13 protein-coding genes are annotated in these 18,293 nt (G+C 67.2%); 6 read left to right on the top strand and 7 right to left on the bottom strand.

All coding sequences use genetic code 11. The features are described from left to right. Positions 1 to 134 precede the first annotated feature (134 nt). Positions 135 to 458, top strand: a complete 324-nt coding sequence (locus tag CR918_RS14275; RefSeq protein ID WP_099843393.1) for a TFIIB-type zinc ribbon-containing protein — start codon at positions 135 to 137, stop codon at positions 456 to 458. Positions 459 to 464: 6 nt separating this feature from the next. Here CR918_RS14275 and CR918_RS14270 read toward each other — a convergent pair whose 3' ends face one another. The 6 genes from CR918_RS14270 to CR918_RS14245 form a co-directional block, all read right to left on the bottom strand. Next, positions 465 to 977, bottom strand: coding sequence for a GNAT family N-acetyltransferase (locus CR918_RS14270; RefSeq protein WP_099843391.1), 513 nt, complete (start codon positions 975 to 977; stop codon positions 465 to 467). Between the two features lie 81 nt (positions 978 to 1,058). After that, on the bottom strand, positions 1,059 to 2,018 hold the full coding sequence (locus CR918_RS14265; RefSeq protein WP_099843389.1) for a copper resistance protein B: 960 nt from the start codon (positions 2,016 to 2,018) through the stop codon (positions 1,059 to 1,061). Continuing rightward, positions 2,015 to 3,826 carry a copper resistance system multicopper oxidase gene (locus CR918_RS14260; RefSeq protein ID WP_099843387.1) on the bottom strand — a complete coding sequence of 604 codons (1,812 nt, stop codon included), beginning with the start codon at positions 3,824 to 3,826 and terminating at the stop codon, positions 2,015 to 2,017. The genes CR918_RS14265 and CR918_RS14260 overlap by 4 nt, the downstream gene beginning before the upstream one ends. Positions 3,827 to 3,901: 75 nt before the next feature. Continuing rightward, positions 3,902 to 4,288 (bottom strand): CopL family metal-binding regulatory protein, encoded by a 387-nt coding sequence (locus CR918_RS14255; RefSeq protein WP_025874646.1) that lies wholly within the window; start codon positions 4,286 to 4,288, stop codon positions 3,902 to 3,904. Positions 4,289 to 4,463: 175 nt separating this feature from the next. Beyond that, on the bottom strand, positions 4,464 to 6,269 hold the full coding sequence (gene recQ / locus CR918_RS14250; RefSeq protein ID WP_025874645.1) for a DNA helicase RecQ: 1,806 nt from the start codon (positions 6,267 to 6,269) through the stop codon (positions 4,464 to 4,466). 665 nt (positions 6,270 to 6,934) lie between these two features. Then, a complete protein-coding gene (locus CR918_RS14245) occupies positions 6,935 to 7,483 on the bottom strand; it encodes a Dps family protein (protein ID WP_088100980.1) in 549 nt (182 codons plus the stop codon). 86 nt (positions 7,484 to 7,569) lie between these two features. Here CR918_RS14245 and hrpA point away from each other — a divergent pair, with 86 nt between their 5' ends. Continuing rightward, positions 7,570 to 11,655, top strand: a complete 4,086-nt coding sequence (hrpA, locus tag CR918_RS14240) for an ATP-dependent RNA helicase HrpA (protein WP_099843385.1) — start codon at positions 7,570 to 7,572, stop codon at positions 11,653 to 11,655. A gap of 138 nt (positions 11,656 to 11,793) precedes the next feature. Here hrpA and CR918_RS14235 read toward each other — a convergent pair whose 3' ends face one another. Continuing rightward, on the bottom strand, positions 11,794 to 12,330 hold the full coding sequence (locus tag CR918_RS14235) for a hypothetical protein (protein WP_025879372.1): 537 nt from the start codon (positions 12,328 to 12,330) through the stop codon (positions 11,794 to 11,796). Between the two features lie 130 nt (positions 12,331 to 12,460). Here CR918_RS14235 and CR918_RS14230 point away from each other — a divergent pair, with 130 nt between their 5' ends. From CR918_RS14230 to CR918_RS14215, 4 genes are all read left to right on the top strand, one after another. After that, positions 12,461 to 14,617 (top strand): bifunctional (p)ppGpp synthetase/guanosine-3',5'-bis(diphosphate) 3'-pyrophosphohydrolase, encoded by a 2,157-nt coding sequence (locus CR918_RS14230; protein ID WP_099843383.1) that lies wholly within the window; start codon positions 12,461 to 12,463, stop codon positions 14,615 to 14,617. A 30-nt stretch (positions 14,618 to 14,647) separates the two neighbouring features. Continuing rightward, positions 14,648 to 16,219, top strand: a complete 1,572-nt coding sequence (locus tag CR918_RS14225) for a hypothetical protein (RefSeq protein ID WP_099843381.1) — start codon at positions 14,648 to 14,650, stop codon at positions 16,217 to 16,219. Between the two features lie 63 nt (positions 16,220 to 16,282). Continuing rightward, entirely contained in the window at positions 16,283 to 17,179 is an 897-nt protein-coding gene (locus tag CR918_RS14220) for an NAD-dependent epimerase/dehydratase family protein (RefSeq protein WP_099843379.1), read from the top strand. Further along, positions 17,176 to 18,204 (top strand): glycosyltransferase family 2 protein, encoded by a 1,029-nt coding sequence (locus CR918_RS14215; protein WP_099843377.1) that lies wholly within the window; start codon positions 17,176 to 17,178, stop codon positions 18,202 to 18,204. Before CR918_RS14220 ends, CR918_RS14215 begins: the two co-directional genes overlap by 4 nt. Positions 18,205 to 18,293: the final 89 nt, after the last annotated feature.

Here is an 18,293-nt window from a genome sequence, read left to right as displayed (position 1 = left end):
GAGGTCGCGAGGCAGTCTGCAGGGCGGCGGACGTGGCGGCACGCGCCGGAAGTCCCTGTGCCATCGGTCATGCGTTGCCGCACAGTCATCCGCACGCAGGTACAGTCGAGGCCAGACCGACAGGAGCAATGCGAATGCTGTGCCCCGTGTGCAAGACCCAGACCCTGCAGATGGCCGAGCGCCATGGCATCGAGATCGACTACTGCCCGAGCTGCCGTGGCGTATGGCTGGATCGTGGCGAACTCGACAAGATCATCGAGCGCGCCACTGACGGTGCAGGTGCCGCCATGCCGCCGCCAGGGCCCGCGCCGGTGCAACCGCAGGCCGCTCCGCCGCCGGTGATGCATCGCGATACCCGTCATCTCGGCCAGCGCCATGATGACAGCCGTGGCCAGTACAGCCAGGGTTACAAGAAAAAGAAGAAGGAGAGCTTCCTTTCGGAGTTGTTCGATTTCTGACGCGGCTCAGGGCCGGCGCAGGATGAACTCGCGGTCGCGGCTGTCGCCGACAATGAAGTCATACTCGCCGGCCTTGCTGCAGCCGTAGCGCGCGTAGAAGCGCTGCGCGCCGAAGTTCTCTTCCCACACGCCCACCCACAGGGTGCGGCGCTGCGGCTGGTCCAGCCAGGCCATGAAGGCATCCATCAGGCGCGCGCCGTGGCCGCCGTTCTGGTGGCTGGCCAGGATGTACAGCCGCTTCAGTTCGATGTCGCCTTCGCGTGCTTCGGCATGCGGCAGGGTGTTGGCACCGGCGGCCAGATAGCCCACCACCGTCTCACCCTCCAGCAGCAGCCACACCGCGCTGCGCGGGTCGGACAGTTCCGCTCGCTGCGGCTCGGCGCCGTAGTGATCCTGCAGGAAGCGGTGCAGGTCCTGCGGCGGATAGGAATCGCCCCAGGTTTCGATATAGGTGGCGATGGCGATCGCCGACAACGCGTCGACGTCGGCGAGGGTGGCGCGGCGGATAGACAACGACATGGTGCAGCCTGCAATGGAACGTGCGGCAGTGTAGCCGGCCCCGGCGGTTGCCGGGGCTGGCTGCTGCTCATGATCCGCTGCTCAGAACCACATGCGGATGCCGGCGACCCAGCGTGTGTCGCGTGCATGGTCGCCCGCATAGTCGGCGGTATCGCCGAAGGCGCGTTCGTGGCTGATGCCGATGTACGGCGCGAAGCGGCGATTGAACTCGTAGCGCAGGCGCAGGCCGGCTTCGACCTTGTTGAGACCGCGGCCGATGCCGTGCTCCGGTTCGTCCTTGCTGGCCGCGGTCGCTTCCAGCAGGGGCTGCAGGATCAACCGGTTGGTCAACAGCACGTCGTATTCGATTTCGGCCTTGGCCATCAGCTGGCCACCGGAACCGGCATACAGCGTGGCCGAGCTTTCGAACTTGTACGGCGCCAAGCCCTGGATGCCGATCGCCGCCCAGGTGCGTGAATCGGCGGGGCGGAAGTCCTGGCGTACACCGACCAACACGTCCCACCACGGCGAAATTGCACGCCCGTACAGTGCTTCCACGCCTGATGATTCCGTGCGGCCTTCACTGCGTTCGCCATCGGTGCGCAGCCACAGGCGGTTGATGTTGCCGCCGATCCAGCCACTGGCCTCCCAGGCCTGGCCGTTGCCGTTCTTTCCATCCCAGTGTTCCAGGCGATCGATCAGCAGCAGGCTGTGGATTTCCGGGGCGTGCTCCATCGCACCATGCGCGATGGGTGGAAACGCGGCCGCACGATCGGCATCGGTGGGGACAGGTATCGGTTCGCGCGGCTGCGTCGGCGCGGGGGGGGCGTGGCCCATTGTCGAGTGATCCATCGCGCCATGGTCCATCGTTGAATGGTCCATCGCACCGTGATCCATCTTCGAATGGTCCATCTTCGAATGATCCACGTCGGCCGCTGGCGTGGCATCGGCAGGAGGCGCGTGTGCTGTCATGTCATGGCCGGCATGGGACTGCGCGAACGTGGGCAGCGCGGCCAACAGGCCGAGAGTCAACAGGCTTGGGGCAAGCAGCGAACGGCTCATTCTTCGATCCTCACTTCGCGCATCATGCCTGCTTCCATGTGGTACAGCAGATGGCAGTGGTAGGCCCAGCGGCCGAGTGCATCGGCGCGTACGCGATAGGTGCGGCGTGTACCGGGCGGCATGTCGATGGTGTGCTTGCGCACCTGGAATTCACCCTGCGCGTTTTCCAGGTCGCTCCACACGCCATGCAGGTGGATCGGATGCTGCATCATGGTGTCGTTGACCAGCACGATGCGCATGCGCTCGCCGTAGTTCAGGCGCAGCGGTTCGGCACCGGCGAAGGGAATGCCGTCGAACGACCAGGAGAACTTTTCCATGTGGCCGGTCAGGTGCAGCTCGATCTCGCGGCCGGGCTCGCGGCCATCGGGGTCTTCGAACAGGCTGCGCATCGCACCATAGGTCAGCACCTGGCGGCCGTTGTCGCGCAGGCCGATGCCGGGGTCGTCCAGCTTGGGCTCGGTGGCCGAACTCTGCATGTCCACCAGCGGATTGTTGCGCTCGCTGGCCGGATGCTTTGGCGCTTTGCTGGCGGTATCACCGCCGCCATGTGCGCCGTGGCCCATGCTGGCACCGCAGCCGCCTTCCATGCCCTTCATTGCTGCCATGTCGTGTCCGCCGTGGCCACCGCCGCCCATGTCGTGACCCATGTCGCCCATCGTCAGCAACGGGCGCGGATCGCGCGCGGGAATCGGTGCCTGCAGCCCATGCCGCACGGCGAGGGTGCCGGCGGCATAACCCGTGCGGCCCATGTCCTGGCAGAAGATGGTGAAGGCATCCTGGCCGCTGGGTTCCACCAGTACGTCGTAGGTTTCGGCCGGGGCGATGCGGAACTCGTCGATGCTGACCGGATGGATGTACTGGCCGTCGGCGGCGACCACGGTCATCTTCAGGCCGGGAATGCGCACGTCGAAGTAGGTCATCGACGCACCGTTGATGAAACGCAGCAGCACCTTTTCGCCACTGCGGAACAGCCCGGTCCAGTTGCCGGCCGGCGCGGTCCCGTTCATCAGGTAGGTGTAGGTGTGCGCGTTGATGTCGGAGATGTCGCTGGGCGTCATCCGCATCCGGCCCCACATGCCGCGGTCGGACAGCGCGGCCGACCAGCCATCGCGACGCGCGTCGTGCAGGAAGTCGGGCAGGGTGCGCTTGTAGTAGTTGTCGTGCTCGGCGAGCTTCTTCATGCGCCGGAACAACGCGCCGGGATCCATGTCGGTCCAGTCGGACAGCATGATCACGTGCTCGCGGTCATGCCGGTACGGCGCCGGTTCGGCCGGGTCGATGATCAGCGCGCCGTACAGACCCGCCTGTTCCTGGAACAGCGAATGGCTGTGATACCAGTAGGTGCCGGACTGTTTGAGGTCGAAGTGGTAGTGGTAGGTCTCGCCGGGGCCGATGCCGCTGAAGCTCAGGCCGGGCACGCCATCCATGTTGGCCGGCAGCAGGATGCCGTGCCAGTGGATCGAAGTAGGGTGCTGGCCGAGCGTGTTGCGCACGAACAGGTCCACGGTCTGGCCTTCGCGCCAGCGCAGGATCGGTGCCGGCAGCGATCCGTTGACGGTGATCGCCGGGCGGGTGCGTCCGGTGAAGTTGGCCAGCGACTCGCCGATTGCCAGTTCGACGCGGGTATCGCTGATGACCGAAGGTGCGCCGGCCAGGCGTGGCGCGGCAGAAGCGGCGGCGAGCGCGCGCTGCGGGATGCCGGCCGCGGCGATGCCGGCGACCACGCCGCCAGCAGCGATGCCCTGCACGAACAGACGGCGCGACGGCATGGGCACAGCGCCCGGGCCGGGAGGAATACGGGTACTCATGGTGGTGACTCCAAACACGGAAAGACGCCAGCGCAGGGCCGGCTTCAGTGCGCAGCGCGCACGAGGCGTGTTGGATCAGCCGATGGGAGGGCGTGAGATCGGCGGCAGCGGCGGTGCCGGGCGGCCATTGGCAGGCATCGGCTGCGGGGTCAGGGAAAGACCGGGACCGGTCAGGAAAGGCAGTGCCTGCACGGCCAGCAGCGGGTGCTGGGCACAGCTGCGCACGCAGTCCTTGATCTGGCAGTGTGCGTCGTGGGCGGGGGCCTTGGCCTGCGGCGCCTCGTCTGCCGTCATGCCGGCGTGGTGGTGGCAGTCGGCGTCGCCTTCATCGGTCATCGCCGAGGCCATCGCATGGGCCATGCGGCCCATGTCCTCGTGCCCGCTGGCCATGGCCGCGTTCAGCCCGTTGAGCAACAGGCTGAGCATGAGCACGACACGGAGCAGGGTCGAGGCGAGGGACATGGCGCTAATCTAGCGGCAAGTGGGCGGACATGCACATCCGGCTGAACGGGTGGTTCAAGGTTTGAGCCGGGCGAGGGTGCGCAATCGCGCAGCGCTGGTACCGCCGGGCCATGCCCGGCGAGCGTGAAGCGCGGTCGATATGCGGGCCGCCGGGCATGGCCCGACGCTACCGGGGTCACCCCTCTTCGCGCACGATCTCGACCAACCGCGGGCCATAGCGGCTGAGCTTGGTGCCGCCGATGCCACCGACCCGGGCCAGCTCGTCCAGCGAGGTCGGGCGCTGTTCGGCGATGTTGCGCAGGGTGCTGTCGTGGAAGATCACGAAGGCCGGCACGTTCTGCTCGCGCGCCAGCTCGGCGCGCAGGCCGCGCAGCGCGTTGAACAGGGCCAGATCCTGCGGCAGCACCGACAGGCCGGTGCGTTGCGCGCTGCGTTCGCGCCCGGCGCTGGCACTGACCGCATCGCGGCGCATGCTGATCTGGCGGCGACCGGTCAGCACATCGCGGCTGGCATCGGTCAGGCGCAGGCCACCGTGGCCCTCGCTGTCCACTTCCAGCAGGCTGGCGGCCACCAGCTGGCGGAACACGCTGCGCCAGGTGCGCGCGTCCAGGTCGCGGCCGATGGCGTAGGTGCTCAGCTTGTCGTGGCCCTGCTGCTTGACCTTCTCGTTCTCGCTGCCGCGCAGGACATCGATCAGGTGGCCGACGCCGAAGCGCTGGCCACTGCGGTATACACAGCTCAATGCCTTCTGCGCAGGGATGGTGGCGTCCCAGGCCGCCGGCGGGGTGAGGCAGTTATCGCAGTTGCCGCAGGGCTTGGGATAGGTCTCGCCGAAACCGGCCAGCAGCACCTGCCGGCGGCACTGCATCGATTCGCAGTACCCCAGCAGGTGGTCGAGCTTGGACCGCTCCAGCTGCTTGCGCTCCTCGCTGGCCTCGGACTGCTCGATCATCTGCTTGAGCAGCACCACATCGCCCAGGCCGTAGCAGAGCCAGGCCTCGGCGGCTTCGCCATCGCGCCCGGCGCGGCCGGTTTCCTGATAGTAGCCTTCCATCGACTTGGGCAGGTCGGTATGGGCGACAAAGCGTACGTCCGGCTTGTCGATGCCCATGCCGAAGGCGATGGTCGCGCACATGACGATGCCGTCCTCGCGCAGGAAACGGCGCTGGTTGTTGGCACGCACTTCCGCGGGCAGGCCGGCGTGGTAGGGCAGGGCATTGAACCCCTGCGTGCACAGGAACTCGGCGGTTTCCTCCACCTTGCGCCGTGACATGCAGTAGACGATGCCGGCCTCGCTGCGATGGCTGCGCAGGAAATCGCTCAGCTGCTTGCGGGCGTTGTCCTTCTGCACCACGGTGTAGCGGATGTTGGGGCGATCGAAGGAGCTGACGAAGTGACGTGCTTCGGCCAGGTCCAGGCGCTCGGCGATCTCGCGCTGGGTTGGCGGGTCGGCGGTGGCGGTCAGGGCGATCCGCGGAATCTCCGGCCAGCGCTCGTGCAGGACGGTCAGCTGCCGGTATTCGGGGCGGAAGTCGTGGCCCCATTGCGACACGCAATGGGCTTCGTCGATGGCGAACAGGGCGATCCGGCTGCGCGACAGCAGCGACAGGAAGCGGCCGGTCAGCAGGCGCTCGGGAGCGACATAGAGCATGTCGAGCTCACCGGCGAGCAGTTCGCGTTCGACCCGGCCGGCCGTTTCGGCGTCCAGGGTCGAGTTCAGGAATTCGGCGCGCACGCCGAGCTGGCGCAGGGCTTCGACCTGGTCCTGCATCAGCGCGATCAGCGGCGAGATGACGATGCCACAGCCGTCACGCAGCAGGGCGGGCACCTGGTAACACAGTGATTTGCCGCCGCCGGTGGGCATCAGCACCAGGGCATCGTGACCGGCAGCCACATGCTCCACGATGTCCTGCTGCGGACCACGGAAATCGTCGTAACCAAAGACGCGGCGGAGCAGGTCGTGCGCGGGACGGGAAGCCATCCAGCTAGTTTACCCCGGCGGGGGTTCGGCCGGGTTGCACCCGGTACCTGCTGTAGTGCCGGCCGCTGGCCGGCAACCCTGGCAACAGCAACAGCAACAGCAACAGCAACAGCCGGCTCTGGGGTGATCCGTGGTTTGGCGGGGCGGTGTCGGATTGCGGGGACGCCGCAAGTACGTCCCTGTAGGCTTGGCCGCGGCTTGCTCGTGTGCGCTTTCCTGCGCACACGGCAAGACCGGGGTTGGGCGTCCTGCCCAACCCGCCCGAGGCATGCCTCGGGCCCATGCCGCGGACACCCCGCAATCCGACACCGCCCCGCCTTCGACAGTTTCCCGGCCACGGCGGGCCATCCACGCCATGCGTGGATGAAATCTGTCAGATATCGACAAACAAAATGGGGTCGGATCCGTTTTCCTGCGGAAAACGGATCCGACCCCAAGAGCTGGCCCGGCAGATCGCGGAGGTCTGTCGAAGGCGGGGTGGGTCCGGTGGCAGGGGTGTCCGCGGCATGGATGCCGCGGCCAAGCCCCCATGGACGGGTTTACGGCGTCCCCTGCCACCGGACCCACCCCGCCTACCCACAGGAAGCCAGCTTTTGCTTCGGCCGTTGCCGTTGCCGTTGCCTCTGCGGGTGCAGGGCGCAGCCCTGCCGAACCACCCAAAACCCTTACTGGAGCAGCGAGCGCAGCATCCACGCGTATTTCTCGTGGGTCTGCAGGCGCTGGGTCATCAGATCCTCGGTCGGAGCATCGTCGCCCTTGGCAGCCACGTCCAGCACTTCACGTGCCGTACGGCATACCGCTTCGTTGGCGACCACCAACTGGCGTACCATTTCACGCCAGTCCGCACTGTCGGTCAGGCCCGGCTCCTCGACGATCGAGGTCAGCGCAGCAAATTCCCGGTAGGAGCCCGGGGCATTGAAGCCCAGTGCGCGGATGCGCTCGGCCACATCGTCCAGTGCCGCCCACTGCTCGGTGTACTGCGTCTCGAACATGGTGTGCAGCGAGTTGAACATCGACCCGGTGACATTCCAGTGGAAGTTGTGGGTCTTCAGATAAAGCGTGAACGCATCGGCCTGGAACCGCGCCAATCCGTCGGCGATCTTCTTGCGGTCGCCCTGGGTGATCCCGATATCGATGTTGGGGGCCGACGGCGCGGAAGCCGCAAGCTTCTGCTTGCCGGTCTTGGGCTTGGTCGTGCTCTTGGTCTTCGCCATGGGGTTCCTCCTTGTGGAATCGTTGGCCTTCACAATAAATCAGTCTTGATGACTGGTCGCATTCAAAGTTTTAAACGAACCGATTGATGAACGCTATCGACAAAATGCCGCAGTCCCGCCAGCGCCAACAGCGTGCCGCCATCGACGGCGCCATGAGCCGCGACCGTGGACGATTGCTGGGAATGCTCTCGCGTTGCCAGGCCAAGCCACAGGATGCGGCGTTGGCCGCCAGTTTCGAGCAGGCCTTGCAGGTTTCGGTGCAGCGCCGGCAGGCGCGGGCGCAACAACAGCCGGCCATTACTCTGGACCCACAGCTGCCGATTGCGCGTGAAGCCGAGACCATCACCCAGTTGATCCGCGACCATCAGGTGGTGGTGATCGCCGGTGAAACCGGCTCGGGCAAGACCACGCAGCTACCGAAGCTGTGCCTGGCCGCCGGCCGTGGCCAGGCCGGCATGATCGGCTGCACGCAGCCGCGCCGGATCGCCGCACGTGCGGTGGCCAGCCGTGTCGCGCAGGAACTGCAGAGCGAGCTGGGCCAGCTGGTGGGCTACCAGGTGCGCTTCAACGACAAGGTCGGCGAAGACACCCGCATCAAGTTCATGACCGACGGCATCCTGCTGGCCGAAATCGCCAGTGATCGCTGGCTGTCGAACTACGACACGATCATCGTCGACGAAGCGCACGAACGCAGCCTCAACATCGACTTTCTGCTTGGCTATCTCAAGCAGCTGCTGCGCAAGCGCCCGGACCTGAAGCTGATCGTCACTTCGGCGACCATCGACACCGAGCGCTTCGCCCAGCATTTCGACAATGCGCCGGTGATCAGCGTCGAAGGCCGAACCTATCCGGTGGAGGTGCGCTATCGCGCGCTGGAAGGCGAGGGCGAAGACCAGGGCGAACGCACGGTCAACGATGCGATCGTTGCGGCCATCGACGAAATCACCCGCCTGGATTCCCGTGGCGACGTGCTGATCTTCCTGCCGGGCGAGCGTGAGATCCGCGATGCACACCAGTCACTGGAGCGGCGCAAGTACCGCAGTACCGAAGTGCTGCCGCTGTACGCGCGGCTGTCCAACCAGGACCAGGACCGGGTGTTCAACCCCGGCCCGAACCGGCGCATCGTGCTGGCCACCAACGTGGCCGAGACCTCGTTGACGGTGCCGCGCATCCGTTATGTGGTCGACCCCGGTTTCGCCCGCGTCAAGCGTTACAGCCCGCGCAACAAGCTGGACCGGCTGCACATCGAGCCGATCTCGCAGGCCAGTGCCAACCAGCGCAAGGGCCGCTGTGGCCGCGTGGCCGAGGGCATCTGCTATCGCCTGTATGCAGAGGCCGATTTCCAGGCACGGGCGGAGTTCACCGATCCGGAAATCCGTCGTTCCAGCCTCGCGGGGGTGATCCTGCGCATGCTGCAGCTCGGCCTGGGCCGCATCGAGGATTTCCCGTTCCTTGAAGCGCCGGATGAGCGGGCCGTCGCTGACGGTTGGCAGCATCTGACCGAGCTGGGGGCGATCGACAGCGAGCGCCACCTGACCGCGATCGGCAAGCAGATGGCGCGCCTGCCGGTGGACGTGAAACTGGCGCGCATGCTGGTGGCGGCGCAGGCGGCGGGCTGCCTGCGACCGATGCTGGTGATCGCCTCGTTCCTGGGCATCCAGGATCCGCGCGAGCGGCCGCCCGAGGCGCGTGGCGCCGCCGACAACGCACACGCGCAGTTCGCCGATGGCCGCTCCGAGTTCGTCGGTGTGCTGCGCCTGTGGGACGCCTATCGCCAGTCCCATGAGGATCTGACCCAGTCCAAGCTGCGCGACTGGTGCGGCCGCCACTTCCTCGGCTTCCTGCGCATGCGTGAATGGCGCGAGCTGCATCGGCAGCTGCGCCTGCTGTGCGAGGAACTGGGCTGGAAGGAAGAGGCCAACGAGGCATCGATGGCCCCGCTGCTGGCCGGCAGCAGTGCGCCGGCTCCGGCGCGCGATGATGCTGCTGCGGTGAAGGCGACCCGTGGCCAGCTGCACCGTGCCGCGCGCCTGGCCCGCGAGGGCAAGGCGGAAACGGCGCCCGCGCCGGTCGCCGCCCGTGCGCAGAAGGACCAGGCGCCCGACGGCGGTGGTTACAGCGAACGCGCTCGCGCCACTGCGTACCAGACCCTGCATCGGGCCTTGGTGGCGGGCCTGCCCACGCAGATCGGCCATCGCAGCGAGAAGGGTGATTTCCAGGCGCCGCGCCAACGCCGTTTCCTGCCGTTCCCCGGTTCGACGCTGTCCAAGCGGCCGCCACCGTGGCTGCTGGCCGCCAACCTGCTGGATACGCAGAAGGTGTGGGGCATGACCCTGGCGGCGATCGAGCCGGACTGGGTGATTGCCGAACTGCCGCACCTGCTGCTGCGCAAGCACTTCGACCCGCATTGGTCGCGTGCGCAGGGCCAGGTGCTGGCCTCCGAGCAGATCAGCCTGTTCGGGCTGGTGCTGGCACCGAAGAAGCCGGTGCACTACGGCCGCATCAACGCCGGCGAGGCGCATGACATCTTCGTGCGCCAGGCACTGGTGACCGGTGAGATCAACACCCGCGCCAGCTTCGTGGCCGACAACCAGAAGGTGCTGGAGCAGGCACGCGAGGAAGAAGCCAAGCTGCGCCGTGCCGGCATCGTTGCCGACGAGGACTGGCAGGCACGCTGGTACCTGGACCGGGTGCCGCCGCAGATCCACTCCGCGTCCGGGCTGGATGCGTGGTGGAAGGCGCTGCCGTCGGAACAGCGCAAGGGCCTGCACTGGTCGCTGGTGGATCTGCTGCCGGGCGAAGGCAGCGAGCAGGAGCGCTATCCGAAGTACCTGGCGCTGGGCCAGGCGCGGTTGCCGCTGCACTACCGCTTCGAGCCGGGTGCCGACGATGACGGCGTGACCCTGGACGTCCCGCTGCACCTGCTCAATGCATTGGATGCGGTGCAGTTGGGATGGCTGGCGCCGGGTTTCGTTGCCGACAAGGCGGCCGCGCTGATCCGCAGCCTGCCCAAGGCGATGCGGCGCAACTACGTGCCGGCACCGGATTTCGCGCGCGCGTTCTACGAGGCGTTCCCGCAGCCCAGCGCGGACGCGATCACCGGCGAGCTGGCGCGCTTCCTGTCCCGTGCAACGGGGGCAACCGTGGCCGCTACCGATTTCGAGCCCGGTTCAATCGAACCGCACCTGCACATGAACCTGCGCCTGCGCGATGAGCAGGGCAAGGTGCTGGCAACCTCGCGCGACCTCGATGTGCTGCGTGCGAAGTTCGGTGGCCGTGCCGGCGATGCGTTCGCCGCACGTGCCGGGCGAGAGATGGCGGCCGATGGCCTGCGCACGTTCCCGGCCTCGCCGATTCCGCTGCAGGTACCGGGCGAGGCCGGCGTGCCGGCCTATCCCGCGCTGAAGGATGAGGGTGACAGCGTTGCACTGCGCATCTTTGCTGATCGCCAACAGGCCGAGGAAGCACACCCGCTGGGCGTGCGTCGACTGCTGGAGATCGGCCTGGGCGAGAAGATCAAACAGGCACGCAAGCAGTTGCCGGTAGCAGCGAAAACCGGTCTGTTGTACGCCTCGATCGAAACCCAGGAACGCCTGCGTGGCGATCTGGTCGATGCAGCGCTGAATGCCGTGCTGGCCGACGGCCTGGGCGATATCCGCGATGCGGCGGCATTCGAGCAGCGTCGCGAACACGCCGCAAAAACGCTGTTCGGCGAAGCCATGCAGCGGTTGAAGCTGGCCGAGTCGATCCTTGCCCTGGTGGCAGAGTTGAAGCCGATGCTGGAAGCACCGTTGATGGGCTGGGCGCGCGGCAATCTGGATGACATGGAGGCGCAGCTGGTTGGGCTGATCCATCCCGGCTTCCTGCGCGACACGCCGGCCGATGCCCTGGCGCAGTACCCGCGGTACCTGAAAGCGATGATCCTGCGCACCGAACGCGCCAAGCGCGATCCCCCGCGTGACCAGGCGCGCATGCTGGAACTGCACCCGTTCCTGGAGGCGTTGCAGGTGGGCGAGCAGCAGGGCCTGCGCGAGCGGCCGCAGTGGCAGGCCTTGCGCTGGGATCTGGAGGAGCTGAGGGTTTCGTTGTTCGCGCAGGAGCTGGGCGCACGCACCGGCGTTTCGGCGAAGAAACTGGCACAGCGGGTGACCGCACTGCGCCAGGCCTCGTAACCCCTGGGCTGGCCCCGCCGGGCACTCGTCGGCGGGGTCAAGCGGAACGGCATCCACGCATGGCGTGGATCTACAGTCGGTGGTGGCGCAGACGGTTGCCGCCAAACGTTGGCTTGGCTCTACAGCAAAGCCAGGCCGTTACTTGGTGCGGCGCACCTTGGGCTGGGTGTTCACGCCTTCGACCTTCAGGTACCACACGCCCATCACTCCGGGGCTGATGCTGACCTTCGGCGACTGCTTGCGTACGCCGGAAATCGAGGTGGCATCGGTCTGTTCCCACTGCTGGCCATTGTCCAGCACGTAGATCCGGCCCTTGCCGAAACCGCGGAACTCGCCCTGCAGCACGCCGCTGATCGGCTCGTTGCTGCCGAAGTCGAAGAAGCCGCGGTTCTTCACGATCACTTCCTGGCGGCCTTCCTCGCGCGCTTCTTCGCGCACCGCAGCGACGGCCTCGGTGGTGGCGGCTTCAACCTTGCCCTGCAGCCAGCGGTTCAGCGTGGCCAGCTCGGCGGCATTGAGCTTGTCCAGGCCAGCGGCCTTGAATTCGGCCGGTGACATCTGCTGCTGCAGGTCACCCTGCACCACGCGCTGGGCCAGCGCAGGCGTCGACAGGGACAGCAGCACGGCGGCACAGGCCAGCAGGCGAGGGCGGAAAGGCAGGGTGATCGAAGGCATGGCGGAACTCTCCCGTGGATGTCGGCGAGTGTAGCGGCATGTCCACATTCCCGGCGATGCTGGCCGCGGCGATTGTTCCTGAACGGCTGCGGCGCTAGTGTAGGGGCTTCTGTCTTGCCTGCTCGATGCTGTGAACCGCGCTTCCGTCCCCGGCCTGGATGCCTTGTTGAACCGCCCCTCGGCAGCCGTGCTGCCGGCTCCGCTGCGCCAGGCCCTGCGCGGGCATTGGGAAGCGCCGGACTGCGACCCGCAGATGCGTGCCAGCTGGTCGGTGCTGGGCGATACCCTGGACGCGCTGGCGATGCTCTCGGCAGACGAGGGTGCCGTGGTGGCGGCCCTGCTGTTCGATCTGCCGGGCCTGCGCGTCCATCTCGACGCACTGCCGCTGGGCAGCCACAAAGCGGCGGTGATCGGCCTGCTTGATGGACAGGATGCGGCTGATCCCGTCTGGGCACTGCATGCCGGGCGCGAGGCCGGCCGCAACAGCGAAGGCCTGCGCCGGTTGCTGCTGGCCATCATCCGCGACCTGCGGGTGGTACCGATCCTGCTGGCCCGGCAGCTGGCGCGCATGCGCGCGGCCGACAAGCTCGATGAGGAGCAGCGCCGCGCGCTGGCCCAGTTGACCCGCGACATCCATGCGCCGCTGGCCAACCGGCTCGGTATCTGGCAGTTGAAGTGGGAACTGGAAGACCTGGCCTTCCGCCACCTGGAGCCGGAAACCTACCGGCGCATCGCGCGTGAGGTCGACGAAACCCGCATCGCCCGCGAACGCTACGTCGAGAATGTGAAGAAGGTGCTGTCGCGCGAACTGGGCGTGCAGGGCATCCGCGCCGAGGTCAGTGGCCGGCCCAAGCACATCTACAGCATCTGGCGGAAGATGCAGAAGAAGCGCCTGGCCTTCGACCAGCTGTATGACATCCGTGCGGTACGGGTGATGGTCGACGACGTCGCCGCCTGCTACGCCGCGCTCGGCGTGGTGCATGCGCTGTGGGCACCGGTGCCGAGCGAGTTCGACGATTACATCGCCCGGCCCAAGGCCAACGATTACCGCTCGCTGCATACGGCGGTGGTTGGCCCGGAAGGGCGCACCATCGAAGTGCAGATCCGCACCCACGACATGCACGCGCAGGCCGAGCTGGGCGTGGCCGCGCACTGGAAGTACAAGGAAGGCGGCAAGGGCGCGGAGAAGTCGTTCGATCGCAAGATCACCTGGATGCGGCAGCTGCTGGAGCAGGCGCAGGACGGGCAGGGCAATGAACTGGCCGGGGCGCTTGATGCCGAGCTGACCGAAGACCGTGTCTACGCGCTGACCCCGAAGGACGAGGTGCTGGACCTGCCGCAGGGCGCAACACCGCTGGATTTTGCCTACCAGGTGCACACCATGGTCGGGCACCGCTGCCGTGGGGCCAAGGTCAACGGCCGCATCGTGCCGTTGACCTACCGCCTGCGCAGCGGGGATCGCGTCGAGATCCTCACCGGCAAGGAGGCCGACCCGCGCCGCGACTGGCTGATGCCGGCCAACGGCTTCCTGGCCAGCAACCGCTCGCGCGAGAAGGTGCGCAGCTGGTTCCACAAGCTGGACCGTGCGCGCAACGTGCAGGCGGGGCGCGAGCTGCTGGAGCGCGAACTGAAGCGGCTGGGCCTGCAGCATTCGGACCTGTCCGCAGCGGCGAAGAAGTTTCACGCCGACAGCGTCGACGACCTGTACATCCAGGTGGCCCTGGGCGATACCGGCCCCAACCAGGTCAGCCGTTCGCTGCTGGAGGCCGAGCGTGCGGCCAGCCAGCCGGCGCCGACGTCGGCCTTGCCGCGGCCGACCGCGCGCCGCGAGAACCTGGGCAAGTCCAAGTTCACCGTACAGGGCGTGGGCAACCTGCTGGTGCAGCTGGCGCGTTGCTGCCAGCCGGTGGCGGGTGAACCGATTGTCGGCTACCTGACCCGTAGCCGTGGTGTCACGGTACATCGTGCAGACTGCGTGGCACTGGCACGGCTGGCTGCGACCAGCCCGCAGCGGATCCTGCCGGTGGAATGGGGCCAGGCCGGCGGTGGCTATGAAGTGGATGTGGTGGTCGACGCGGTCGACCGCCGCTGGTTGCTGAAGGACATCACCAACCTGATCGCACAGGAAGACGCCTACGTGCTGGACATCCACAGCGACAACGTCCGCAATAGTGGCCGCGCGCATCTGCGCCTGCGGTTGAAGGTCAGCGACTACGGCCAGTTGTCGAATCTGCTGGGCAAGCTCGATGCGTTGCCGGGCGTAAGCGAGGCGCGTCGTCTGGGCTGAGCTTCACGCTGCCCCGGCTACCCTGCACGCATGGAACGCGAGCCCCCGCATCGCTCACACGGCGCCGCACATCCGGCGCTGGATCGCGTTCGCCGTGAAAGCCGCTGGTGGTGGCTGCAGGCGCGCCATGCACGACGGGTGTGGCGTTGGGCACTGCTGGCTGCCGCAGCCGTGTTCGTGCTGCTGGTACTGGTGCGCAAACCGCTGGCGGACTGGTTCTGGGATGAGCCACAGATAGAACAGCTGCTGGCCGAGGGCGATCGCGCACTGAGCGAAGGACGCCTGACCGCGGCCGACGGCAGCGGCGCGCGAGAACGCTATCAGGCGGTACTGGCCCTGGATGGCGACCGTCCGCAGGCACGACAGGGCCTGGCCCGCACCGGTGCGGCAGCGCTGCAGCACTCACGCGAGCGGCTGCGGGCGGGTGACCTGGACGGCTGCGCGCAGGCGCTGGCGTTGGCACGTGAGCTGCAGGTGCCGCGCGCCGAGGCAGATGCGGTGGCCCAGCAGCTGCAGGCGCGTCGTCGCGCCGGTGCTGGCATCGGTGCATTGCTTGCGCAGGCCCGCAATGCCTTTGCAGCGGGGCGGCTGGACGACGGCGACAGCAGCGCGCTGCCGTTGTTCCAGCGCGTGCTGGCACTGCAGCCGGACAACCTGCCTGCACTGGAGGGGCGCGAGGATGCATTGAGCGATCTGCTGCAGCAGGCGCGTGCACAGGCCGCACGCGGTGAACTGGCCACGGCGGCAGCGATCCTGCAGCGCGCACGCCAGTTCGATCCAGGTCATTCCGAACTTCCTGCCAGCCAGGAAGCGCTGGCCCGTGCAATCGACCAGCGCCTGCAGCAGGGGCATCGCGCGCTCAAACGGCAGCAGCTCGAGACGGCTGCGGATAGCTTCCAGGCCGTGCTGGCGGTCACCGCCGATGATCCTACGGCACTGCGTGGGCGTGAGCAGACCGTGCAGGCGTTGCTGGCGCGCAGCCAGAAGGGGGCCGACGACTTCCAGTTCGAGGCGGCCGACAAGGATGCCGCGCTGGCCGCGGGGCTGGGTGCCTCGCAGGCAGCGCAGCAGCAGCTGGCACAGCGCCTGCAGCGTGCGCGGCAGGCGCGCCAGTCGTTGCAGCAGCCGGGCATCAGCACGGCCCAGCGTGAGCGCCAGCTGCGTGATCGGTTGCGCCAGATCGATCGTGCCGAGCGTGCCGGACAGTGGATCAGCCCTCCCGGTCACAGCGCCTTCGATGCGCTGCGCGAAGCGCAGGCACTGGCGCCGCGCGACAGCCGGGTCAAGGCAGCGGCAGCGCGTCTGCTGCCCGCCAGCCGGTCCTGTTTTGATGACAACCTGCGGCAGAACCGGGTGCAGGCTGCGGGCGCCTGCCTGCAGGCCTGGCAGACCCTGGCACCGACCGCCACAGGGTTGCCCGATTCGCGTGCCCGCCTGGCACAACGCTGGCTGGCGATCGGCAGCGAACGGCTGGGTCGCGGTGATGTGGCTTTTGCCGAACGTGCACTGGAACAGGCGAGCCAGCTGGGTGCCGGTCCGGCCACCGCCGAATACCAGCAGTTGCAGGAGCGGCTGCGCGACATCGGTAGCGTGCCGCCCTGACCCGATGGATCGCATTGACGCAGCTATAGTAATGGCCCCCTGTTGCCTTGCCCTGGATAGTAGATGACCGTTCTTGTTTCCGGCGCGACCAGCCAGATCGGTCGTTACCTGTTGCCACGGCTGGTCCAGGCCGGCATGGACGTGCAGGCGGCAAGCCGACGTCCACAGGCGGAGCAGCCAGGAGTGCAGTGGCTGGGCGGCGACCTTTACGATGCACTTGACCAGAGTGGCCCGCACGCTTGGCAGGCCATTGCCAGCTCCAGCCCGATGGAGCTCTGGGCGGAATGGCTTTCCCGGCAGACGGTGGCACCGGCGCCCCGGATCATCGTCACCAGTTCGATGAGCGTGCTCACCAAGCAGGAATCGGCCCAAGCCGATGAGCAGGATGTGGTTGCAATGCTGCAGCGCGGGGAACGGGGCCTGATTGCGCAGGCCGAGCGTCTTGGCATGGAGTGGACGATCCTGCGGCCGACGCTGATCTACGGTGCCGGCATCGATCGCAGCATCTCCCCGATCGTGGCGCGCGCGCGCCGTCTTCGAGTGTTTCCCATTCCGATGACCCATGGCATGCGTCAGCCAGTGCACGCCGACGATATCGCCCAGACCATGGTGCAGGCCATACGAACCGGGGCCGCCGCAGGCCGGGTGTTGGAAATCGGTGGCGGCGAACGGCTGCCTTACCACGAGATGTTCCGTCGCATGCGTGCCAGCCTGGTGGAATCGACCCTGCCCGTGCCGCTCCCGGATCTGTCGCTGCGCATGTTGGCCGCGGTTCTGCCCCGTGCGCGCGGCCCGGTGTCGCGCCTGCAGCAGGACCTGATCGCCGACAACAGCGAATTGACGGCGCTGCTGGGTGTGCGGCCGCGCCCGTTCCGGCCGGATGCTGGTACCTGGCAGCCCATGACCCCCGAGCTGGCATCCGCACGCGTTGCCGCTTCTCCGCCAGGGGCAGTGGCATGACCTTCGTACGTCCCAGCGTGGGTGTTGCGTTGTGTACCTACAACGGTGCGCGCTACCTGCAGGCGCAGTTGGACAGCATCCTGGCGCAGAGCGAGCCGGTGGATGAGGTGGTCATCGGCGACGATGGCTCTTCGGATCAGACCATGGCCCTGCTGCAGGTGTTCAGCAGCCGGGCGGGCGCGATGGGCATACGCGTCGAGGTCGTGCAGCATGCACGCAATCTCGGCTACATCCTGAATTTTGCCGATGCGCTGCAGCGCTGTCGGTCCGACATCCTGTTCCTGTGCGACCAGGACGACGTCTGGTATGTCGATCGGGTTGCAACTTACCTGCAACGGTTCCAGGCCGATCCGGGCCTGCTGCTGCTGCACAGCGATGCGCGCCTGGTGGATGGCGATGGCGTTGCGCTGGGTGGACATCTGCTTGAAGTGCTGGGAGTGCATCCGGCCGAAGTCGAGCTGGAGCGATCTGGGCTTGTGATCGATGCGGTTCTGCTGCGCAACTTCATTACCGGGGCAACCTGTGCGCTGCGCCGGGGGCTGCTGGAGAGCGCGTTGCCGATCGCTCCGTGCTGGAGCCACGACGAGTGGCTGGCTGTAGTCGCCTCGCTGGACGGTGGGCTGGACATGATCGCGCGGCCTACCATTGATTATCGCCAGCATGGCAACAACCAGATCGGTGCCGGCCGCCGTGGACTGATGCGGCACCTGCGCCAGCTTGACCTGTTTGAACGCCAACGCCGGCAACGCACGGCCGATCGCCTGCTGGCGCTGGATGCGCTGCTGCGTCGGCGTGACGTGCTGATCGCGCCTGTTCGTTTCCACGGCCTGGCAGCGCTGGCCTGGCGCATGGCCTGGTCGCGGCTGCAGCTGTATCGGCGGGCCGATGTGTCGCTGCGCTGGATTGCCCAGGACGCGCCTCGCCTGCTGGCCCGGCTCGCCAATGTGTGCCTCGCCGGGGCAGGCTGGAGAGGCGTTCACGCGGCCGCGGCCGGTGCCCGTGCCGGGTGGCGGATGCCGCGCTAAGCTTGAACTGCAGTGAAACCCGGGGCCGGCGCCTGCCTGCCTTAGCGGCGCCTGCGTTAGACTCGCCGGACCCTATCAATCCGCATTCC

It is taken from the genome of Stenotrophomonas indicatrix (assembly GCF_002750975.1).
Taxonomy (GTDB): Bacteria; Pseudomonadota; Gammaproteobacteria; order Xanthomonadales; family Xanthomonadaceae; genus Stenotrophomonas; species Stenotrophomonas indicatrix.
Note: the sequence above shows the minus strand (reverse complement) of the source record. Positions and strands in the feature narration are given on the sequence as shown.

Bases quoted from the DNA above. Each gene is read 5' to 3' on its own strand.
- CR918_RS14275 (WP_099843393.1), top strand. From the start codon at position 135: ATGCTGTGCCCCGTGTGCAAGACCCAGACCCTGCAGATGGCCGAGCGC.
- CR918_RS14270 (WP_099843391.1), bottom strand. From the start codon at position 977: ATGTCGTTGTCTATCCGCCGCGCCACCCTCGCCGACGTCGACGCGTTG.
- CR918_RS14265 (WP_099843389.1), bottom strand. From the start codon at position 2,018: ATGAGCCGTTCGCTGCTTGCCCCAAGCCTGTTGACTCTCGGCCTGTTG.
- CR918_RS14260 (WP_099843387.1), bottom strand. From the start codon at position 3,826: ATGAGTACCCGTATTCCTCCCGGCCCGGGCGCTGTGCCCATGCCGTCG.
- CR918_RS14255 (WP_025874646.1), bottom strand. From the start codon at position 4,288: ATGTCCCTCGCCTCGACCCTGCTCCGTGTCGTGCTCATGCTCAGCCTG.
- recQ (WP_025874645.1), bottom strand. From the start codon at position 6,269: ATGGCTTCCCGTCCCGCGCACGACCTGCTCCGCCGCGTCTTTGGTTAC.
- CR918_RS14245 (WP_088100980.1), bottom strand. From the start codon at position 7,483: ATGGCGAAGACCAAGAGCACGACCAAGCCCAAGACCGGCAAGCAGAAG.
- hrpA (WP_099843385.1), top strand. From the start codon at position 7,570: ATGAACGCTATCGACAAAATGCCGCAGTCCCGCCAGCGCCAACAGCGT.
- CR918_RS14235 (WP_025879372.1), bottom strand. From the start codon at position 12,330: ATGCCTTCGATCACCCTGCCTTTCCGCCCTCGCCTGCTGGCCTGTGCC.
- CR918_RS14225 (WP_099843381.1), top strand. From the start codon at position 14,648: ATGGAACGCGAGCCCCCGCATCGCTCACACGGCGCCGCACATCCGGCG.
- CR918_RS14220 (WP_099843379.1), top strand. From the start codon at position 16,283: ATGACCGTTCTTGTTTCCGGCGCGACCAGCCAGATCGGTCGTTACCTG.
- CR918_RS14215 (WP_099843377.1), top strand. From the start codon at position 17,176: ATGACCTTCGTACGTCCCAGCGTGGGTGTTGCGTTGTGTACCTACAAC.